Origin of the sequence: [Clostridium] fimetarium (assembly GCF_900111235.1) — a bacterium.
Lineage (GTDB): Bacteria > Bacillota > Clostridia > Lachnospirales > Lachnospiraceae > Clostridium_N > Clostridium_N fimetarium.
In genome coordinates, this window is sequence record NZ_FOJI01000006.1 from 166812 (window position 1) to 185339 (window position 18528).

General features: G+C 31.7%; 17 protein-coding genes. 16 read left to right on the forward strand and 1 reads right to left on the reverse strand.

The genetic code is table 11. The features are described from left to right. Positions 1–226: 226 nt before the first annotated feature. Positions 227–967, forward strand: a complete 741-nt coding sequence (locus BMY18_RS09555; RefSeq protein ID WP_092453376.1) for a hypothetical protein — start codon at positions 227–229, stop codon at positions 965–967. Positions 968–1161: 194 nt separating this feature from the next. Here BMY18_RS09555 and BMY18_RS09560 read toward each other — a convergent pair whose 3' ends face one another. Continuing rightward, a complete protein-coding gene (locus tag BMY18_RS09560; RefSeq protein ID WP_092453378.1) occupies positions 1162–1467 on the reverse strand; it encodes a helix-turn-helix domain-containing protein in 306 nt (101 codons plus the stop codon). A gap of 155 nt (positions 1468–1622) precedes the next feature. On the opposite strand from BMY18_RS09560, the gene BMY18_RS09565 reads away from it, so the two are divergent. The 15 genes from BMY18_RS09565 (at position 1623) to BMY18_RS09635 (ending at position 18526) form a co-directional block, all read left to right on the forward strand. After that, positions 1623–3281, forward strand: a complete 1659-nt coding sequence (locus tag BMY18_RS09565; protein WP_092453380.1) for a DnaJ domain-containing protein — start codon at positions 1623–1625, stop codon at positions 3279–3281. A 99-nt stretch (positions 3282–3380) separates the two neighbouring features. Further along, positions 3381–4412, forward strand: coding sequence for a hypothetical protein (locus BMY18_RS09570; RefSeq protein WP_092453382.1), 1032 nt, complete (start codon positions 3381–3383; stop codon positions 4410–4412). A 48-nt stretch (positions 4413–4460) separates the two neighbouring features. After that, on the forward strand, positions 4461–5012 hold the full coding sequence (locus tag BMY18_RS09575) for a zinc ribbon domain-containing protein (protein ID WP_092453384.1): 552 nt from the start codon (positions 4461–4463) through the stop codon (positions 5010–5012). Positions 5013–5117: 105 nt separating this feature from the next. After that, the gene (locus tag BMY18_RS21275; RefSeq protein ID WP_092453386.1) at positions 5118–6542 is read left to right on the forward strand and encodes a zinc ribbon domain-containing protein; all 1425 of its coding nucleotides are present in this window, start codon (positions 5118–5120) and stop codon (positions 6540–6542) included. Between the two features lie 313 nt (positions 6543–6855). Continuing rightward, positions 6856–7788 carry a DUF932 domain-containing protein gene (locus tag BMY18_RS09585; RefSeq protein ID WP_092453388.1) on the forward strand — a complete coding sequence of 311 codons (933 nt, stop codon included), beginning with the start codon at positions 6856–6858 and terminating at the stop codon, positions 7786–7788. Between the two features lie 12 nt (positions 7789–7800). Next, positions 7801–8247 (forward strand): JAB domain-containing protein, encoded by a 447-nt coding sequence (locus tag BMY18_RS09590; RefSeq protein WP_092453390.1) that lies wholly within the window; start codon positions 7801–7803, stop codon positions 8245–8247. Beyond that, entirely contained in the window at positions 8248–8589 is a 342-nt protein-coding gene (locus BMY18_RS09595; protein WP_092453392.1) for a DUF3848 domain-containing protein, read from the forward strand. A 6-nt stretch (positions 8590–8595) separates the two neighbouring features. Further along, a complete protein-coding gene (locus tag BMY18_RS09600) occupies positions 8596–9525 on the forward strand; it encodes a YqaJ viral recombinase family nuclease (protein WP_092453394.1) in 930 nt (309 codons plus the stop codon). A gap of 14 nt (positions 9526–9539) precedes the next feature. Next, complete coding sequence (locus tag BMY18_RS09605) at positions 9540–10340, forward strand: recombinase RecT (RefSeq protein ID WP_092453396.1); 801 nt, start codon at positions 9540–9542, stop codon at positions 10338–10340. A gap of 75 nt (positions 10341–10415) precedes the next feature. Then, positions 10416–11345 (forward strand): DUF5688 family protein, encoded by a 930-nt coding sequence (locus BMY18_RS09610; protein WP_139197250.1) that lies wholly within the window; start codon positions 10416–10418, stop codon positions 11343–11345. 24 nt (positions 11346–11369) lie between these two features. Further along, positions 11370–11552, forward strand: coding sequence for a hypothetical protein (locus BMY18_RS09615; RefSeq protein WP_092453400.1), 183 nt, complete (start codon positions 11370–11372; stop codon positions 11550–11552). 140 nt (positions 11553–11692) lie between these two features. After that, positions 11693–12316, forward strand: coding sequence for a recombinase family protein (locus tag BMY18_RS09620; RefSeq protein ID WP_092453402.1), 624 nt, complete (start codon positions 11693–11695; stop codon positions 12314–12316). 501 nt (positions 12317–12817) lie between these two features. Next, complete coding sequence (locus BMY18_RS09625) at positions 12818–16057, forward strand: helicase-related protein (RefSeq protein WP_092453496.1); 3240 nt, start codon at positions 12818–12820, stop codon at positions 16055–16057. Positions 16058–16070: 13 nt separating this feature from the next. Beyond that, on the forward strand, positions 16071–16682 hold the full coding sequence (locus BMY18_RS09630) for a DUF4391 domain-containing protein (protein WP_092453403.1): 612 nt from the start codon (positions 16071–16073) through the stop codon (positions 16680–16682). Further along, positions 16682–18526: a site-specific DNA-methyltransferase gene (locus BMY18_RS09635; RefSeq protein ID WP_170841367.1), complete on the forward strand. Its 1845-nt coding sequence runs from the start codon at positions 16682–16684 to the stop codon at positions 18524–18526. The genes BMY18_RS09630 and BMY18_RS09635 overlap by 1 nt, the downstream gene beginning before the upstream one ends. Positions 18527–18528: the final 2 nt, after the last annotated feature.

Here is an 18528-nt window from a genome sequence, read left to right on the forward strand (position 1 = left end):
GAGTGATATTTCTATGACAGTTGTATGGTGGAAAGGTGACTTGATTAATTAATTGAAAGATCGAGATATTTTCATTTGGCTAAAGTTAAATTTAATCACAGATATACCAAACAGATATCTAATCAAGAGTGTAAATTAAGATATGTTACTAAAAGACTGATAAAAATAAGAGATAAATTTGGCAGTGAAATTAAAGAACTGTTAATAATATGGAGAAAATGACAATATGATGGTAAATGAAAATAAGGATTCCTATGATAGAAAAACAGATACATATATCGTTGCATATTTTGATCTTTTAGGAGTCACTTCAAGGATAAAGTCAGATATGGAAAAGCAAGAAGTGTTCATGAATAAATTGCATAATTTATATACATTTTCCATGAATCTTACAAGAGAAATTAAAATTAAAGAAAATAAGGAAATACAATTTAAAATATTCTCAGATAATATTATTATTGCAAAAAAGATATCAGAAGAAAACAGATTAGAAGATATAAATTGTTTGTTATCATGTGCAGCACATTTTCAAGAACTTGCGGCAAGTGACAGTGTTGGATGGATGTTGCGTGGAGGGATTACAATTGGTCAATTATTTATTGATGAAGTCATGGTATGGGGTGAAGCCCTGGTAAAATCATATTTTTTGGAAGATAAGGTGGCAATATATCCACGTGTTATTCTTGATTCAAATGTTATAAGTGAAATTAAAAATGATAGTGTATTAAGTGAATATATGCGTAAAGACTTTGATGATTTGATGTATCTTAATTATTTAAATAATTGCTATTATTGTGGAGAAAGGTTGATGAAAGGCTTTGAGTTAATGAAAGAAGAGCTAGAAAGCCATTGGGATGAACGGATGCGACAAAAGTTTAGCTGGCATATGAATTATATTAACTCTGAATTGGATAGGAAAAAAGAGAAAAAAGATAAAAAATATAGATTAACATTGACTATATTGTAGAAAAAGTGAAATTAATATGGGGATGGTTGGAGAATCTAATACATCGGATATTTTAAATAGTTATCTACTTCCTAAAAATAGTGAATTTATTTAATTAAACTACCCATTATGATTGAATATTTTAATACAGAGTAAAATGAAATATTATATTTGAATTTCTAATTAAAACTATAGAGCTGAGCACTTTAATGCGCTCAGCTCTTATTTTTTATCCGCTTATTTATTTCTTGTATATCTTTTATAAGCTGCTGTATGTGTGCAATCTGTTCAGCTGTTATATCGCTTGTTTCTATAAGAAAATTATTCTCATTTAATTCAAGTAAGTAATCAGTTGAACACGAAAAATAAATAGCAATCTCACGTAGTTTATCAACAGAAGGCATAATATTGGAGTTTTCCCAATTACTTACTGTTTGTTTTGAAACATTAAGCATTTTTGCTAAATCAACTTGATTTAGACTGTGTGAAATTCTTAAAGTTTTCAATTGTTCACCAAACATAAATACCTCCAAGTTTTTTAATATAATAAGAATTATATCTCATTAAAAGTCTATTTACAAAATACCAAAGTATTGCTATAATTGACACAAAATTACAAATAAGGACATTATTGGTTATTACTTTAATTCCGATTTTTGTAAAGTGAGGGGAACAAATGAAAAATTATTATGAAAGTTTAGAAATTTCTCCTAATTCTTCTGAAGAAGTAGTGAAAGCTGCTTATAAGAGTTTAGTGAAAAAATATCATCCTGATAATATTAAAGGTGATTCGGTTAATCATGAAGAAAAGATGCTTGAAATCAATGAAGCATATGAAATGCTATCAAATGTGAAAAAGAGACAAGAGTATGATCAATTAATGAAAAATCAGTATAGCGAAGATAGGAATCGATATGATCCTAATGATGAGGATTATTATGATAAAGAAGATGATGATGTAAATGACTTAAAGAGTGGAAATGCTAAAAGTAATGAAGAAAATGACAGACAAAACATGGCTGATCAAAAAAAAGATAGGTTTGATAAAGGCGATATTTTTACAATCTTATTTTTTATTGGAACGCTTGTGTTTATTAATTATAAGGACTGGTCAAATTTTTTTACGAAAGCCTGGGCAGTGATTTGTATATTGGGTATACTTGGCTTGGCGTCAGATTGGCTTAATAAATCAAAAAGAATTATTAGTAAATTAATAATTATAATAATTGTAGGCGTTATTGTAGTTGGTATATTCCAAATAAATGTTACGAGTATTTTTGGTAGTAATTCAATTATTGGTACATTTTTTGATAAAGTTAAAACGTCTATTGTAAATAAAAATGATGATTTTAGTTTCTTATTAGCCTCGAATGACGAAAATGGTACTTTAAATAAAATAATGGGATTGGAAGATGTAACATTAGAAAAATATGTAGCAGAAAACAATATAGCTATTAATAAGTTTAACGTGAGCGATAAAGTCGAGAACTACAAGAAAGATGACTATAATATACAATATTTAACATTAAATAATCAAAACAAAGATGATGCTTATTTTACATATTCAGAAAGTTGTACGCATTTTTGTTACTATGGTGAAATTGCAAATGGTAAACCTAACGGAGTGGGCCTTGTTTTACAAGATTTGAGTATTACAAAAAGTGATGGTTCTACAATTGATGTACAAGAGAGAATGTATTTTGGAGAATTTAAAGATGGTATGTATGATGGATATGGGATTGTATTTTCTGAATATGGTAGCCGTAATATTAATTCTAGTGCATATAGTGATTTGTTAAATTATTATTCTAAGAACGGAAAATCTCTTGAAAATGTGGTAATTGATTACATGAACCCCATTTGTTATGAAGGACAATTTTCTAAAAATTTAATAAATGGAAAATGTAATTACGTTTTGATTTCAGAGAGTTATGACTACAATAATGGTGGCATTTCAAGTATCAATATGTCAAATTCAGAAAATGGAATATATGTAGGTAAGGCAAAAGGGGAACCGATTAATAACTGGGATGGAAATGTTAAGTATTATGAAAATGGAAAATTGGTTTATGATTGCACGTATTCATTCAGCTTTTTTGTTAAAATAGCTAGTAGAAATGGCAAAGGAATATTATATTATTCTAACGGTAAAGTAAAGTATGATGGCGATTTTGCAGCGAATGAATATGATGGAGATGGAAAACTTTATTTTGAAAATGGCACTTTACAATATGAGGGTGAATTTAGCATTGGTGAATATAATGGAAAAGGAAAACTTTATAATTCAGAGGGTGGCTTGATTTATTCTGGTAGTTTTAAAAAAGGAACATATTAGTTTAGAATTTTATGAAGAAAATTATAAAGATTATAAAAAATACAAGGAAAAAGAGAAAATACATTATAAATTAAAATGTATTTAGAGGTGGGATATATAATGGCGATAATTGAGTGTTCTGAATGTCATGGTAAAGTTTCCGATAAAGCTACAAAATGTCCACATTGTGGGAATCCAATATCAGGAATAATGAATATTGACAATAATGAAGAAAAAAATATCCAAGAAAAAAATGAAAGTGATAAATATAGAAAAGTTGAGTCAGATAATATAAATGATAATAATTCAATAAATACAGATAAGGATAATCGCAATAAAAAATCTAAGATGTCAGTAATAAGGATTGGTATTATTATTGCAGTTATTCTTATTTGTATAGGCTCGGCTGGTGTATATTTTGGATTCTTTAAAGGGGATAACCATATTATGCAGTCAGTTCAAAATACTACAGCTGAGCAAATAGAAACCCTGAAGAGTTCAAAACAGGAAGCTTCTACGCAGCAAAGTACAAAAGCAGATACAAATACTTATTACACAACAGAAATGGTGAGATGCAGCAGTTTTAATGTAACAGTTAAGTTTGCCTGGACCATTAAAGATAGTAATTGGAATACAATCACTGTGAAATGCGATTGTGTAATAGAAAATATCACTGGAAAGAGTATTGTGTTCAATGCATCAAAGAATTTTGCGTTAAGTAATAATGGTGTTGGTATAAATGCTAGTTATAATGGCTATGACGGCAAAACAATAGATTCAAATGGAAAAATTAATACAACTTTGGAATTCACATATCCAAGTACAGCTAACATCGATTTATCACAAATGATTATGACAGCAGATTCAAAAAAAATATCATTGAATGATAAACCACAAACAGCAGTAGAAAAGAAGAATTTTGAAGGCGCATATTACCGAAGTGGTGCAAAGGAAGTAGTTATAAAGTTAAGTGATAATACATATCAGGTTATTACATTTTATAGTTTTGACGGTAGTGTTACTTATGAAACGGTGAATTTGAGCTTAGACAATACCTTTTATTTAGGAAAAGCTCAGTATATTTGGTATCCGGACACATATACAATAAAATCGTTATCAAGTGACAATATCTACACATTCGTAAAAAAGTAAAATTCGATTGAAGTACATATCAAATATTGAAAATTGGAGATAAAAAATATGGCAATATTAATTTGCATAGAATGTGGTGGTAAAGTATCGGATAAAGCAAAGTATTGTCCCCATTGTGGCTTTGAGGACAAAAATATAGATTCAGGTGAGAAACAAAGTACTGTTGATAATAGGAATAAAATGATCGAAGAGCAAGGAGAATTTACATCTTCTGAAATATTGGAAGATAATAAAAAAGATGTTGTGACAACCAATGAAAAGATAGAGCAATATACAAAACAATATAAGGAAGAAGGAGATCCAGTAGATTCGGATGGAGATAAGATAACAAAATGGACATATTGCGTTGATAAATATTCATGGTTTCGGAATATGTCATTTGTATTATTTATTGGATTTATTTATTATGTGATTTATAAGTTTAAACTGCCAAATAACGGGACATATGAAACTATTTACAATTGGTGTATTTACTACTTAATTGTGTATTTGATTGTATTTTTTGTACTTAAATTTACAGTTACAACGGATGATATAAGAAAACTTGGAAAAGAAAAATACGGAACTAACGGGTCAAAGAATTTTAAAAAGAAAAAGTAGCTTATTAAAAGTATTGCGAGGTAAATCCCTATTCATTTAAGTCATCTTTAGATATTAATTACATAGAGTGAGAAAAAATAGTTATTAAACATGGAGGATAAAAATATGGCATTAATGAATTGCCCAGAATGTGGTGGACAAGTGTCTGATAAAGCGGACACTTGTCCACACTGCGGATTTGAAATAAAAAAAACAGTATTGAATGAAGAACAAAAAAAAGTGGATGTCATTAATATTAATGAAACAATGCAGGAAGAACTAGATAATATAAAAAATGTAGACAAAAAAGAAACTAAGGAATATAAGCTATGGTCATCATTCGGCATAAATTTTCTGCACAGGCAATGTACATACGTTGAGATAAATGGCACTGGAATCAATGTATCCCAGAAAAGAAAACAAACCAATATTGGATTTGATAAAATAAGCGAAATTCGTCCTTCACTTTACATTTCTCCATTATATATAGTAGCAATGCTACTAATTATGGTGGTATGTGCAATTGGAATATCTAACTGGGATTTTGGATCAGAGTTACTGATTGCAATAATAGCTACGATGATAGTCTTATTTTTAATTGGTAAAAATCAGAAAATAGAGATTTTATATAATAATGGATGTAAATTATTTATTTTTGTTGCAAGTAAGAAAATAGCGAAAACTTTTTTAAATAATATAAAATCCATTTCAAAATGTAAGGTACAAAGAAGGATATGTATATGGCAGGTAACCTGTATAATCATAATTTTCATATTGTTTGGATTTAATACATATCTAAATTTCTTTTCACCTGCCAAAATAAATATAGAATGTGTGAAAAGTTCCTATAACAGCAACTATCCAGGGAAAACATATGGAGAAGCTTTTAATGATTTTTTCTCGGAACCTAAATGGAAGGGCTTTAAATCGGAGACTGGTGAGTATACTGTTGAATTTAATGGTAAATGCCTTATGAATGGTACTACTAAGAAAGTGACAATACAGTATACAATCAAGGATGATAGTTTTAATCTTACATACTACGGTATTGATGGAAAAGTAGGCAGTGAGTCGGATTATCAAGAATTAATGGAATCTGTTTTTAACGGAAAAACTATATCGCAAAGTGCTGCTAAGGAAACTGAAACTTCAACTGTGAAGTCGACAGTAGGTGTTGCTAATAATCAAACAACGAAGGATGAATTAATAACTGCATTTTCGAAAGAATATAATAAGGCTTCTAGCCTTGCAAGTATGGGGAAAGAGGGCTTTAAAGATTTGAAAGATTCTATTAAAATAGTGGTAACTAATGATGTATCAATAAATTCATTAAAGATTGGTGATACCTTTGCGACACTAGATTTTGCCATCCCGTATACTTCAACAGGTGATAGATACGATGATTACTTTTGGAAAGGGAAATTAATGAAAACTGATGTAGTAAACAAGTATAAAGTCATTTTAGATAATGGTACGATATTTGGATATCTGTCTGTAACAAATTCTTCTATAATCGTTACGGAAAGTAGTTATTCGGGAACCTATAACTAAAATAGAGCTTCTACTGTATAAGAAGTTGCTATGAAATATATGGTTAAACCAGAATTGGTTTAGCGTATGAATATGGTTTATTGAAATTTAAAAAGAGTCATGGGATAAATGGATCAACTAATTTTGATATGAAAAATAGCTAACACGAAATAGGTTCAATTATTGAATTGTATATTATAACGAAGAGTACTTCCGTGGCTGCACGGAACATAGGATCATAAAAAGCATACTTCTGAAGTCGAAGTATGCTTTTTTAAGTGTATATAATATAAGTGTAATGAATAATAATATTGAATTTAAGGAGGTAAAAGTTATGTCAGCAAATGTTGAAACAATGTTTTATGTAAGAGAGGTACCATGGCACGGATTAGGTACCAGAGTGGAAAAAGCACCGACGTCAAAAGATGCAATAATAATGGCCGGGCTTAACTGGGAAGTGAAACCGCGGAATATCTACACTTCAGATGGGACAGAGGTTGAAGGCTATAAAGCCAATATCCGAACTTCTGACGAAAAAATACTTGGAGTGGTAACTGATAAATATCAGATCGTGCAAAATGAAGAAGCATTTGCCTTTACTGATAACTTGCTAAGTGAAGGGATAACTTATGAGACAGCCGGGAGTCTGCAGGGTGGAAAAAGAACCTGGATACTTGCAAAGATGCCAGGGAACATAAAGGCAGCAGATGATGAAATTACACCTTACATGGTATTTTCAAACTCATTTGACGGATCAAGCTCCATCAAGGTAGCAATGACACCAATAAGAGTGGTATGTCAAAACACTTTAAACCTTGCCCTGTCTACAGCAAAGAGAAGTTGGGCATGCAAGCATATGGGAATCATACAGAGCAAGATGGAGGAAGCTGGAAATACACTCTTATTAGCGGATAGATACTTACAAGAGCTTAAGAGTTCTATTGAGCAGATAAGTTTAAAAAAGATTTCTGATGGTAGATTCAAAGAATATATGGATACGTTATTCCCTATATCAGAGGATATGACGGAGATGCAAAAAAAGAACAGTCGGATTTTAAGGGAGCAATTAAGTATCAGATATTTCGATGCTCCTGACCTCGAAGGTATGGATTTGAATGGGTACCGATTTATTAATGCGGTATCGGATTTTGCAACTCACGCATCACCTTTAAGAAAGGGAAAGAATTATAGAGAGAACTTGTTCTTTAAGACGGTAGAAGGCAATGCAATGATTGATAAGGCATATGCGATGATAAAAGTCGCTTAAAGGAGGCTTCATATGCACGGAAAAAGATTTAGTCTCATTCATACAGAGATTGTAAAGGAAAAATCACTTATATATAAGGAACGTATTATTGACTCCCCAAAAGCTGCAGCTGATTTTGCTGCAGCTTTTTTTAAGGGCAGTGACAGAGAGAAAGTGTATATTGCATGCTTGGATGCGAAGGGAGAAATTGTATCAATGGAGCTGATTTCGGTGGGAACCGTAGATAAGGCGTTGATAGGGATAGCGGAAGTGTTTAAAACAGCCATCATGCAAAATGCGAGCAAGATACTGTTAATGCATTTTCATCCGTCAGGGTCAACAAAACCGTCAACTAATGATATTCTTGTAACCAAAAGAGTCAAGGAGGTAGGCGAACTGATGGGAATAAATCTTGCAGATCATATCATAATTGGTGACGAGGATAACTACTATTCATTCACCCGAGAGGAGACATTATAAATGAAAACGAAAGATCGATTGACAGAAAGATTTTTATTAAAGATAAGTACAGAATATCTAAATTTTAAAATAAGTGTTGTCATGAAAAATCATGAGGAGATATATGCAATGGCGTATGAAATTGATCATATTGCAAGGATATATTTGATTCTTCAGGAAAGAGCTGATCAGATCCCAGCATATATGCTAAAAGCACTTTATCAAACACCTGAGCTTATTAAGACAGTATATGACATATGGATGAACCATCAGGACTCTTCTGAAACAGAACTTAATGGATTTGTGGTAAAAATTCTTGCCATGTTGTCAGATAAGAATACAAATTTAAAGAAGGGAGCGTGAAAAGTTATGAAGAGACTCGTAAATATCAATGAAATCAGCCATGAAGAATGGTTGATTTACAGGAAGAAAGGTATCACAGGAACAGATGCTGGCGCTATCGTGGGTATGAATCCATATGTAAGTTCAATGCATGTATACCAGAATAAGATTTCGGATGATACAGATCAGATTGACAATGAGGCCATGCGACAGGGTAGAGAACTAGAAGATTATGTGGCAAAGCGATTTATGGAGCATACGGGTAAAAAGGTACGGAAGGCTCAAGCAATATTTTATAATGAGGAACATCCTTTTATGCTAGGTAATTTTGACCGACTTGTAGTGGGAGAAAATGCTGGGCTTGAATGTAAAACAGTAAGTCCGTATTCTGCAGATAAGTGGAAAGATGGTAAGATTCCTCTCCATTATCAGATACAGTGCCAGCATTATCTTGCAGTATCTGGATGCGAATGTTGGTATCTAGCAGCGCTTGTATTTGGACAGAACTTTATTGTTCATAAAATCGAACGAGATGAGGATCTAATCAATAGCTTGATAAAAATCGAGCAGAGGTTCTGGGAAGATAATGTACTTGCTGGTATATTACCTGATCCGGATGGAAGTGATACCTATACAGATGCAATAGCTAGAATGTATGCCGATTCAAGAGCAGAAAAAACAATAGAATTATTTGGAGCTAAGCAGGAACTTGATAGGCGCAATGAGATTGATGAACTTGTTGAAAAGCTAGAGAGGGAAAAGAACGAGATAGACCAAAAGATAAAACTTCAAATGCAGGATGCAGCTTATGCAGAGGCAGAAGGCTACAGAATATCATGGGTATCGTCGCAGTCGCAGAGGATTGATACAAAGAAACTTAAGGAAGATGATCCAAATATTTATTCAAAATATTCAAAAATAAGTAGTAGCAGAAGATTTATGGTTAAGGTAGCTTAACGGAAAGGAGTAAAATGGAAACAATTGATATCAAACAGGAACTAGCGTCACAGGCCCAAACAGACTCAAAAAAAGAAGTGAAGCTCACTAAAGCGATGAGCATTGCAGAGATGATTAAGGCTATGATGCCTGAAATCAAACGGGCATTGCCATCAATGATCACACCGGAACGATTTACAAGGATTGCTTTATCAGCGCTTAATAATACGCCAGAACTACAAGCATGTACTCCTATGAGTTTTATTTCAGCGCTTTTAAATGCTGCACAGTTAGGGTTGGAAATAAATTCGCCCCTTGGACATGCATATTTAATTCCTTATAAAAATAAAGGAGTATTGGAGTGTCAGTTTCAGATTGGATACTTGGGACTAATTGCGTTAGCATATAGAAATGAACTAATGCAGACAATACAGGCACAATGCGTTTATGAAAACGATGAGTTTTTATATGAATATGGTCTGAATCCAAAACTAGTACACAGACCTGCCACTTCTGATCGGGGTGAACCTGTATTCTTCTATGGACTATTTAAGATGATTAACTCTGGTTTTGGCTTTTGTGTCATGTCTAAGCAAGAAATGGATGAATTTGCAAGAACATATTCAAAAGGATTGGCATCTTCATTCAGCCCATGGAAGACTTCGTATAATGAAATGGCTAAGAAGACCGTTATAAAGCAAGCTCTAAAATATGCTCCCATTAAAACAGATTTCCAGAAGGCGTTAAGTACGGATGAGAGTATAAAATATGCAATATCAGAGGATATGACTGAGGCTGTAAATGAGATAGTTTCACAAAATACAGAAGTAGCATAATTATATATGGATACAGTAATAGTAATATTGAATTTAGAAAGCCCCTGCAGAGATACTGCAGGGGAAATTTATTTTATGGAGGAAAAAGAAATGACATTTGAAATATTTAATAAAATGGTGGTAGATTTAATTATTAAAAAGACCATAGGAAAATATTATTTAAAAATAAATAAAGTGATAAAAAATAACGATTGTGAACTCACAAGTATAACTCTTTTGGATAGCGCAAATAAATGCGTACCTTGTGTATACTTGGAAAATTACTTTAAACCAGAAACGACAATTGCTGATATTCCTAATATTGTAGAAGAAATAATTAATACTGTAGAAAACAATCAAATGACAGTTCAGAATTTTGACTGGATATCACAGTGGAAAACAGCAAAAGAAAAGATTTCATGTAAAATAGTAAATACAAATCGAAATGAAAAATTGTTAGAAAGTGTACCAAACAGATCTTACTTGAATCTTTCAATTATTTATTATTTAGATATATCAGATGGATGTGTCAATGGAGAATCTGTTCAAGGTACATCCTTGGTAAGGAATGAGCAACTAAAAATGTGGAATGTGAGCGAAAATGATTTATATGAAGCTGCAGTTGAAAATATTATTGGATCAGGTACTCTTAAAACAATGGAACAAATTATGAATGAGTTTTTAGATTCAGGGTCCGAAGAAGAATTAGAAGATTTTGATTTTACTGATGATGGAAATATAGGAATGTATGTTGTCAGTAACAAAAATAGAATTTATGGTGCAGCAGTTTTACTTGATTTGGATTTTATGGTTAAACTTTCTAAAAGATTTGTAAGTGGATTTTATATACTTCCAAGTTCAATCCATGAATTGATAATTGTTCCATATAGCGATGAAATTAGTGTGAAAGAACTTAATGAAATGGTTAATCAAGTAAATGAAAGTGAAGTAAGTGAATCGGACTTTTTATCGAATTCAGTTTATTTCTATGACAGCACGAATAAGAAGATTTTAATTGCAGCTTAAACATACACAAGGAGGATTAACATAATGATTTTGTTAATATTATATATAATATTAGGCTTTTATTGTACAAAAAAGACGATTTATGCAAATAAAATAGTATTCTATCAGAATTTTGGTGATTTGTTTTTGCAGAGATTTATTTATGGGATTTTATTCGGCTGGGTATTAATTCCCTGGGCATTGATTAAAAAGATAGTGACAAGATAGGTAGATAATTTAACGTCTGAAAATGTGTACTTATTCGAGCTAATAATATATCACAAAATTACGTCCGTAAATGCCTACATGGTAATTTACGGGCGTTTATTTTTTTGTGTAAACATTAACGAACGATTTGGAGGATTAATATGGGAAATTATTATGGATATCATAGGACGAGTACCACTCAGCAGCATCTTGACAGAGGGATCAAAGAGATTACAGATTTCTGTGAAATTAATGAAATAAAATTAGAAAGGATATATACGGACCAGCTGACTGGGAAGAATTTCAATAGACCACGTTATACAGTGTTGAGTAATGATATTTTAAGAGATGGGGATACACTTATAATTAGTGAGGTGGACCGACTTGGAAGAAATAAAAAGGCAATTCTTGAAGAACTTAGATGTTTTAATAATAAAGGTGTTAGAATTATGATTCTGGAACTGCCTACAACATTGCAGGATTTTAGTAAGTTGGATAATTCTATGGCTAAGATGCTTATGGAAACAATTAATAATATGCTGATTGAACTATATGCAGCTATGGCACAGGCTGAAATTGAAAAGAAGGAGAAAAGGCAGAGAGAGGGAATTGATGCAAAAAAGGCAAGAGGAGAGTGGGAGGATTATGGACGACCAAAGATAAAGAAACCTGAGAACTGGGATGACGTAATAATAAAATGGAACAAGGGTGAAATTAGATCTGTTGAGGCAATGAAACTGACTAGGGTGAAGAAAAGTACATTTTATAAATTCCTTAAGTTATAGAGGGATTTAATATATTTTATATTATAGAAACGGTATACAGAATGTTTGTTTGTGCTTGATAGTATTATTATAATAATAATTAAATATGTCATCATAAATTGTTAAAATAACTTGTAAAAATTTATAAAAGGTTATAAAATACATTATATGCAAAATATTGGGGAATATGCTGCAATTGGGGATGAAAATATAATTGTTATTATAAGAATATAGTGATTGTAGGTTTCCCCAAAAGAAATCTACAATTTTTTTTGCCCAGTATGGGCGTAATATAGAGGGCAAAAGTCCTTAACATGACCTTTTAGTGGTAAATGTATAGCTGAGAACAAGGGTGCCCATCGTGATGTGAAATCTGAAGGAGGTTTAAAACAAAATTCTGATCCGACGAACAGAAATAACATATAGTAGTAAGAAGTCCTGAAAATGGGACAGATGTATATGATAAAATACAATGCGGTGATCGAAAGCATAGTTCATAAAAGATTGAAAGGAAGTACTAAAATGAAATTGATCGATAATGTTACTCAAACGTTAAGTGATGATTTATCCGTAGAAATAAAAAAAGATAGTAAAGTATCAATTGCAGCGGCCTGCTTTTCAATCTATGCATTTCAAGAGTTAAAAAAACAACTTATTAATGTGGATGAATTACAATTTATTTTTACGTCTCCAACATTTATTAAAGATAAAGCAAAGAAAGAAAAAAGAGAATTTTTTATTCCAAGAAAAGATAGAGAGAAAAATCTTTATGGCTCAGAATTTGAAGTGAAATTGCGAAATGAGTTAACACAAAAGGCTATTGCGAAAGAATGTGCCGAGTGGATAAAGAAAAAATGTGTTTTTAAATCCAATATTTCTAATGAGAATATGATGGGGTTTATGAATGTGGATGAGAAAAGTTATATGCCATTAAACGGATTTACAACTGTTGATCTAGGCTGTGAGCGTGGTAATAATGCATACTATATGGTTCAAAAAACGGAAACTCCAATGAGTACTGCTTATTTGCAGTTATTTGAACAGCTATGGAATGATAAGAATAAATTACAGGATGTCACAGATGAAGTAATCCAAAACATTTCAACCGTTTATAATGATAATTCTCCAGAGTATATATATTTTGTTACACTTTACAATATTTTCAATGAGTTTTTAGAGGATGTATCAATAGATGAACTTCCAAATGAAGCAAATGGTTTTAAGGAAAGTAAGATATGGAATATGTTGTATAATTTTCAAAAGGATGCGGTGTTAGCAATAATAAATAAGCTAGAAAAATATAATGGTTGTATTCTAGCAGACAGTGTTGGACTTGGTAAAACATTTACAGCATTGGCTGTTATTAAGTATTACGAAAATAGAAATAAATCGGTTCTTGTATTATGTCCGAAGAAATTGGCCAATAACTGGAATACATATAAAGATAACTATGTGAACAACCCAATCGCAGCCGATAGGATGGGATATGATGTCTTGTTTCATACCGATCTAAATAGGGATGCAGGAACATCTAACGGTTTAGATTTGGACAGATTGAATTGGAGTAATTATGATTTAGTTGTAATCGATGAATCGCATAATTTCCGTAATGGTGGAAAGGTGACAGATGATGGGGATAAAGAAAATAGATATTTGAAATTATTGAATAAGGTAATAAGAAAAGGTGTACGGACTAAGGTGTTAATGTTGTCTGCAACACCTGTTAATAATAGATTTACTGATTTGAAGAATCAGATTGCACTTGCATATGAGGGTGAAAGTAGGCTGCTAGATGAAAAACTTGATACTAGTAGAAGCATTGAAGATATATTTAAGCAGGCGCAGGCAGCATTTAATGCATGGAGTAGGTGTGAACAGCAAGATAGAACAACTGGGCGATTGCTAAAAATGCTCGATTTTGATTTTTTTGAAGTTTTAGATAGCGTTACAATTGCTAGATCAAGAAAGCATATCGAAAAATTTTACGATACAACAGAAATTGGCACTTTTCCAAAAAGAAATCTTCCAATTTCAAAAAGACCTGGACTTACTGATTTAAGTGATGCCATAAATTATAACGAAATATTTGAACAACTTAGTTTGTTAGACTTGTGTATCTATACACCTACAGATTATATTTTACCAAGTAAACTTGAAAAGTATGTTGATATGTATGATACCAAGAAGGTAAAAGGAGGATTAACACAGTCTGGACGTGAACAAGGAATCAGAAGATTGATGTCAATTAATCTAATGAAACGTATGGAAAGTTCCGTATACTCGTTTAATCTTACACTAAAACGAATTAAAGAATTGATTGATAATACGATACAGGCAATTAATGATTATGAAGATCATAAAATATCAACTAATATGGTGCTTAGAGATATTACTAATTTGGCTGAAAATGATTTTGACGAAGATGATTTAAATGATGATGTATTTACTATAGGGAAAAAAGTCAAGATAGATTTGTCTGATATGGACTATCCAACTTGGAAGAAAGCACTTGAAAAGGATAAAGACGTGCTCGACTTATTGGTGTGTATGATAGGGGATATTACACCTGAACATGATAGTAAACTGCAAGAATTATTTGATATTATTGATAAAAAGCAAGAGTATCCAATAAACGTAGGCAATAAGAAAATAATTATATTTACAGCATTTGCAGATACAGCTGGTTATCTTTTTGATACTGTAGGTGTCTATGCAAAGAAAAAATTCGGACTAGATACAGCATTGGTTACTGGAGCTATAGATGGTAAAACTACGATAAAGGGTATGCGAACCAATTTAAATACAGTATTAACGTGTTTTTCTCCAATTTCAAAAGGAAAAGATTTATTGATGCCGGATAATAAAGCTGAGATTGATATATTAATTGCAACAGACTGTATTTCAGAAGGTCAAAACCTTCAAGATTGTGATTATTTGATTAATTATGATATACACTGGAATCCAGTAAGAATTATTCAGCGTTTTGGACGTATTGATAGAATTGGAAGTAAGAACGATGTAATTCAGCTTGTGAACTTTTGGCCTGATCTTACTTTGGATGAGTATATTAATCTAAAAGCAAGAGTTGAAACAAAGATGAAGATTGTGGATATGACTGCTACTGGAGATGACAATCCACTGAGTCCAGAGGAAAAGGGCGACCTAGAATATAGAAAACAACAATTAAAACGACTTCAAGAAGAAGTAGTAGACATTGAAGAAATGTCATCAGGAATATCAATTATGGATTTGGGATTGAATGAATTTCGATTAGATTTATTAGATTATATTTCCACACATTCAGAGATTGAACATGCACCTTTTGGAATGAATGCAGTAGTGAAATCCACAAATGAATTACCACCAGGTGTAATATATGTGTTGAAAAATATTAAGAATGAAGTAAATATTAATAGTCAGAATCGCTTACATCCATTTTATATGGTATATCTTACAGAAGATGGTGAAGTGGTTATCGACCATTTATCACCAAAGGAAATGCTGGACAATTTTAGGTTCCTTTGCAAAGGAAAAAAAGAGCCGGATAAGAAATTATGTGCTGCATTTAATGATGAAACAGAAGATGGAAGAAAACTGGGCAAGTATTCAGAATTATTAGGTGATGCGATTTCATCTATAATAGACATAAAAGAAGAAAATGAGTTAGATAGTTTTTTAAGTGGAAAGCAGATGAGTTTTCTATCTGAAAATATTGGTGGATTGGATGACTTTGAGCTGATTTGTTTTCTGATTATACAGTAAAGGTGGGATGGATATGTTTGGTCTACCACAATCTACGGAATTACGCAAAGTAGTACATAAGAAATTAATCTTTGCCAAGTTTCCAGGAGAATTGAATGGAGATAGAAAAAAACGATTCGACAATGATATTAGTAGAATCGGAATAGTAAATGAAATATCACCGTCTTCAGTAAATATCAAAGAGGGCGAATCAATAAAGTCAATCTTTGTAGTGCAGATAGAATTAAAGACAAAGAATTATGATGAGCGAAATGTCTTATTGATATCAAAGTTATTTGGACAGCAGATGCTAATTATATTGAAGTATGAAGAAGAGTATCAACTTGCTGTATATCAGACAAAGTTATTGTATTCTGATTGGAAAAGTAATAGCGAAATGGAGCTTCATTTAAACGGACTGGATCTGGATTCTATGTGGCTGAATATGGTGGAGCAGGTATCTGGAATTATTCCTAAAAATGGCAATTCACTTGATGAACAGATTGCTGTTGAAGTAGAAAAAGCCAAACTAATGAAACAGATTGATGAGATGGAAACGCAAGCAAGGAAAGAAACTCAATCAAAAAAGAAATTTGATATGTTTCAAAGAATGAAAGAATATCAGAAACTATTGGAGAAACTATAATGGATAAATTAAAAATGGGCACAAAAAACTTGGCTGATGTAAATTATAAGAAACTAGCTGCATTATTTCCTAATGCAGTTACAGAGACAATAACTGGATATGATGAAAATGGAAAAACCATTATTGAGAGAGCAATTGATGCAGATGTGTTGAGGCAAGAAATATCATCAACCGTAGTTGAAGGAAGAGATGAAAGATATCAGTTTACTTGGCCAGATAAAAAGAAAACTTATGCTGATATTAATGCGCCAATTGATTCAACGTTGCGACCATCAAGAGGAAAAAGCGTTAATTTTGATAAAACTGAAAATGTATATATAGAAGGTGATAATTTTGAAGCATTGAAATTATTACAAGAAACATATTTAGAAAAAATAAAAATGATTTATATTGATCCACCATATAATACTGGTAGTGATTTTATTTACAATGATGATTTTGCAGAAGATTCAAACGAATATATGCAAGATAGTGAACAGATAGATAACGAAGGAAATCGAATGGTTCAAAATACAGAAACAAATGGAAGATTTCATAGTGATTGGCTTAATATGATGTTCCCAAGATTAAAACTTGCTAGAAATTTATTGGCAGAGGATGGGGCAATATTCATAAGTATTGATGATAATGAGGTAACAAACCTCACAAAAATAATGGATGAAGTATTTGGTGCTAGAAATAGAATTGCAATAATTTGTCATAAATCAAGAGCTTCGATATCAAATGATAAAATAATATCTCCAAATCATAATATGATTTTGTTTTATGCAAAAGAAATACTAAATCTTGAAGAAAAAAGAAAAATGATTGGACTTGATCCAATACTTGAGGGTTTTGGTTTAGATGACGGGGATGGACGAGGGGAGTATCGTCTGGTACCAGTTGATGGACCTGGGGGAGAAAAAAAAGGAAATCCGTTTTATGAGTTTCTTGGAATAGAAGGTTATTGGAGATTTTCCAAAGATACTATGCAAGATAAATATAATGAAGGTCTTGTAGTAAAAAGAGGAAATAGTCTTTATCAAAAATATTTTAAGTCAAAAGCTGCAAGTACTCGTCGTACGGCAACAACTTGGTGGGATGATGCAGGACTAATGTCAACAGCAACATCAAAATTAAAATCTTTGATGGGTGGAGCTACGTTTGATACTCCGAAACCAATAGAATTAATTGATAAAATGCTTAGAATGATTACCTTCGAGGATGAAAATGCAATTATTTTGGATTTCTTTGGTGGCTCATCAACAACAGCTCATGCAGTATTACAATATAACGCAGAAACAAATGGAAAGCGAAAATTCATTTTGGTCCAAGTACCTGAAAAAATTTCAGAAAAACTGGAGGCTTATAAAAATGGATATAGAGATATTTGCGAAATTGGAGAGGAAAGAATACGTAAAGCAGCTGTAGAAATTATGAAGATAAATAAAGATGTTGATACGGGTTTTAGAGTGTTTACTATTGAAGAATCTAATATGAAAGAGACTTTTTATAGTCCCAAGGAAGTTCAACAGTCATTATTTATGACGTATACTGATAATATAAAGGAAGATAGAACTCCAGAAGATTTACTATTTCAAGTGATGCTTGAATTAGGCGTTTTATTATCTAGTAATATTGAAGAAAATGAAATTGCTGGAAAAAGAGTATTTAATGTTGCAGAAGGTTTTTTAATAGCTTGTTTTGATACAAACATATCTGATGAAGTTATAAAGAAAGTGGCTGAGTTGAAACCATTATATGCTGTATTTAGAGATAGTAGCATGGCTAATGATAGTGTTGCAACGAATTTTGAACAAATTTTTATGACATATAGCCCAGATACGGTTAGGAAAGTACTGTAAAT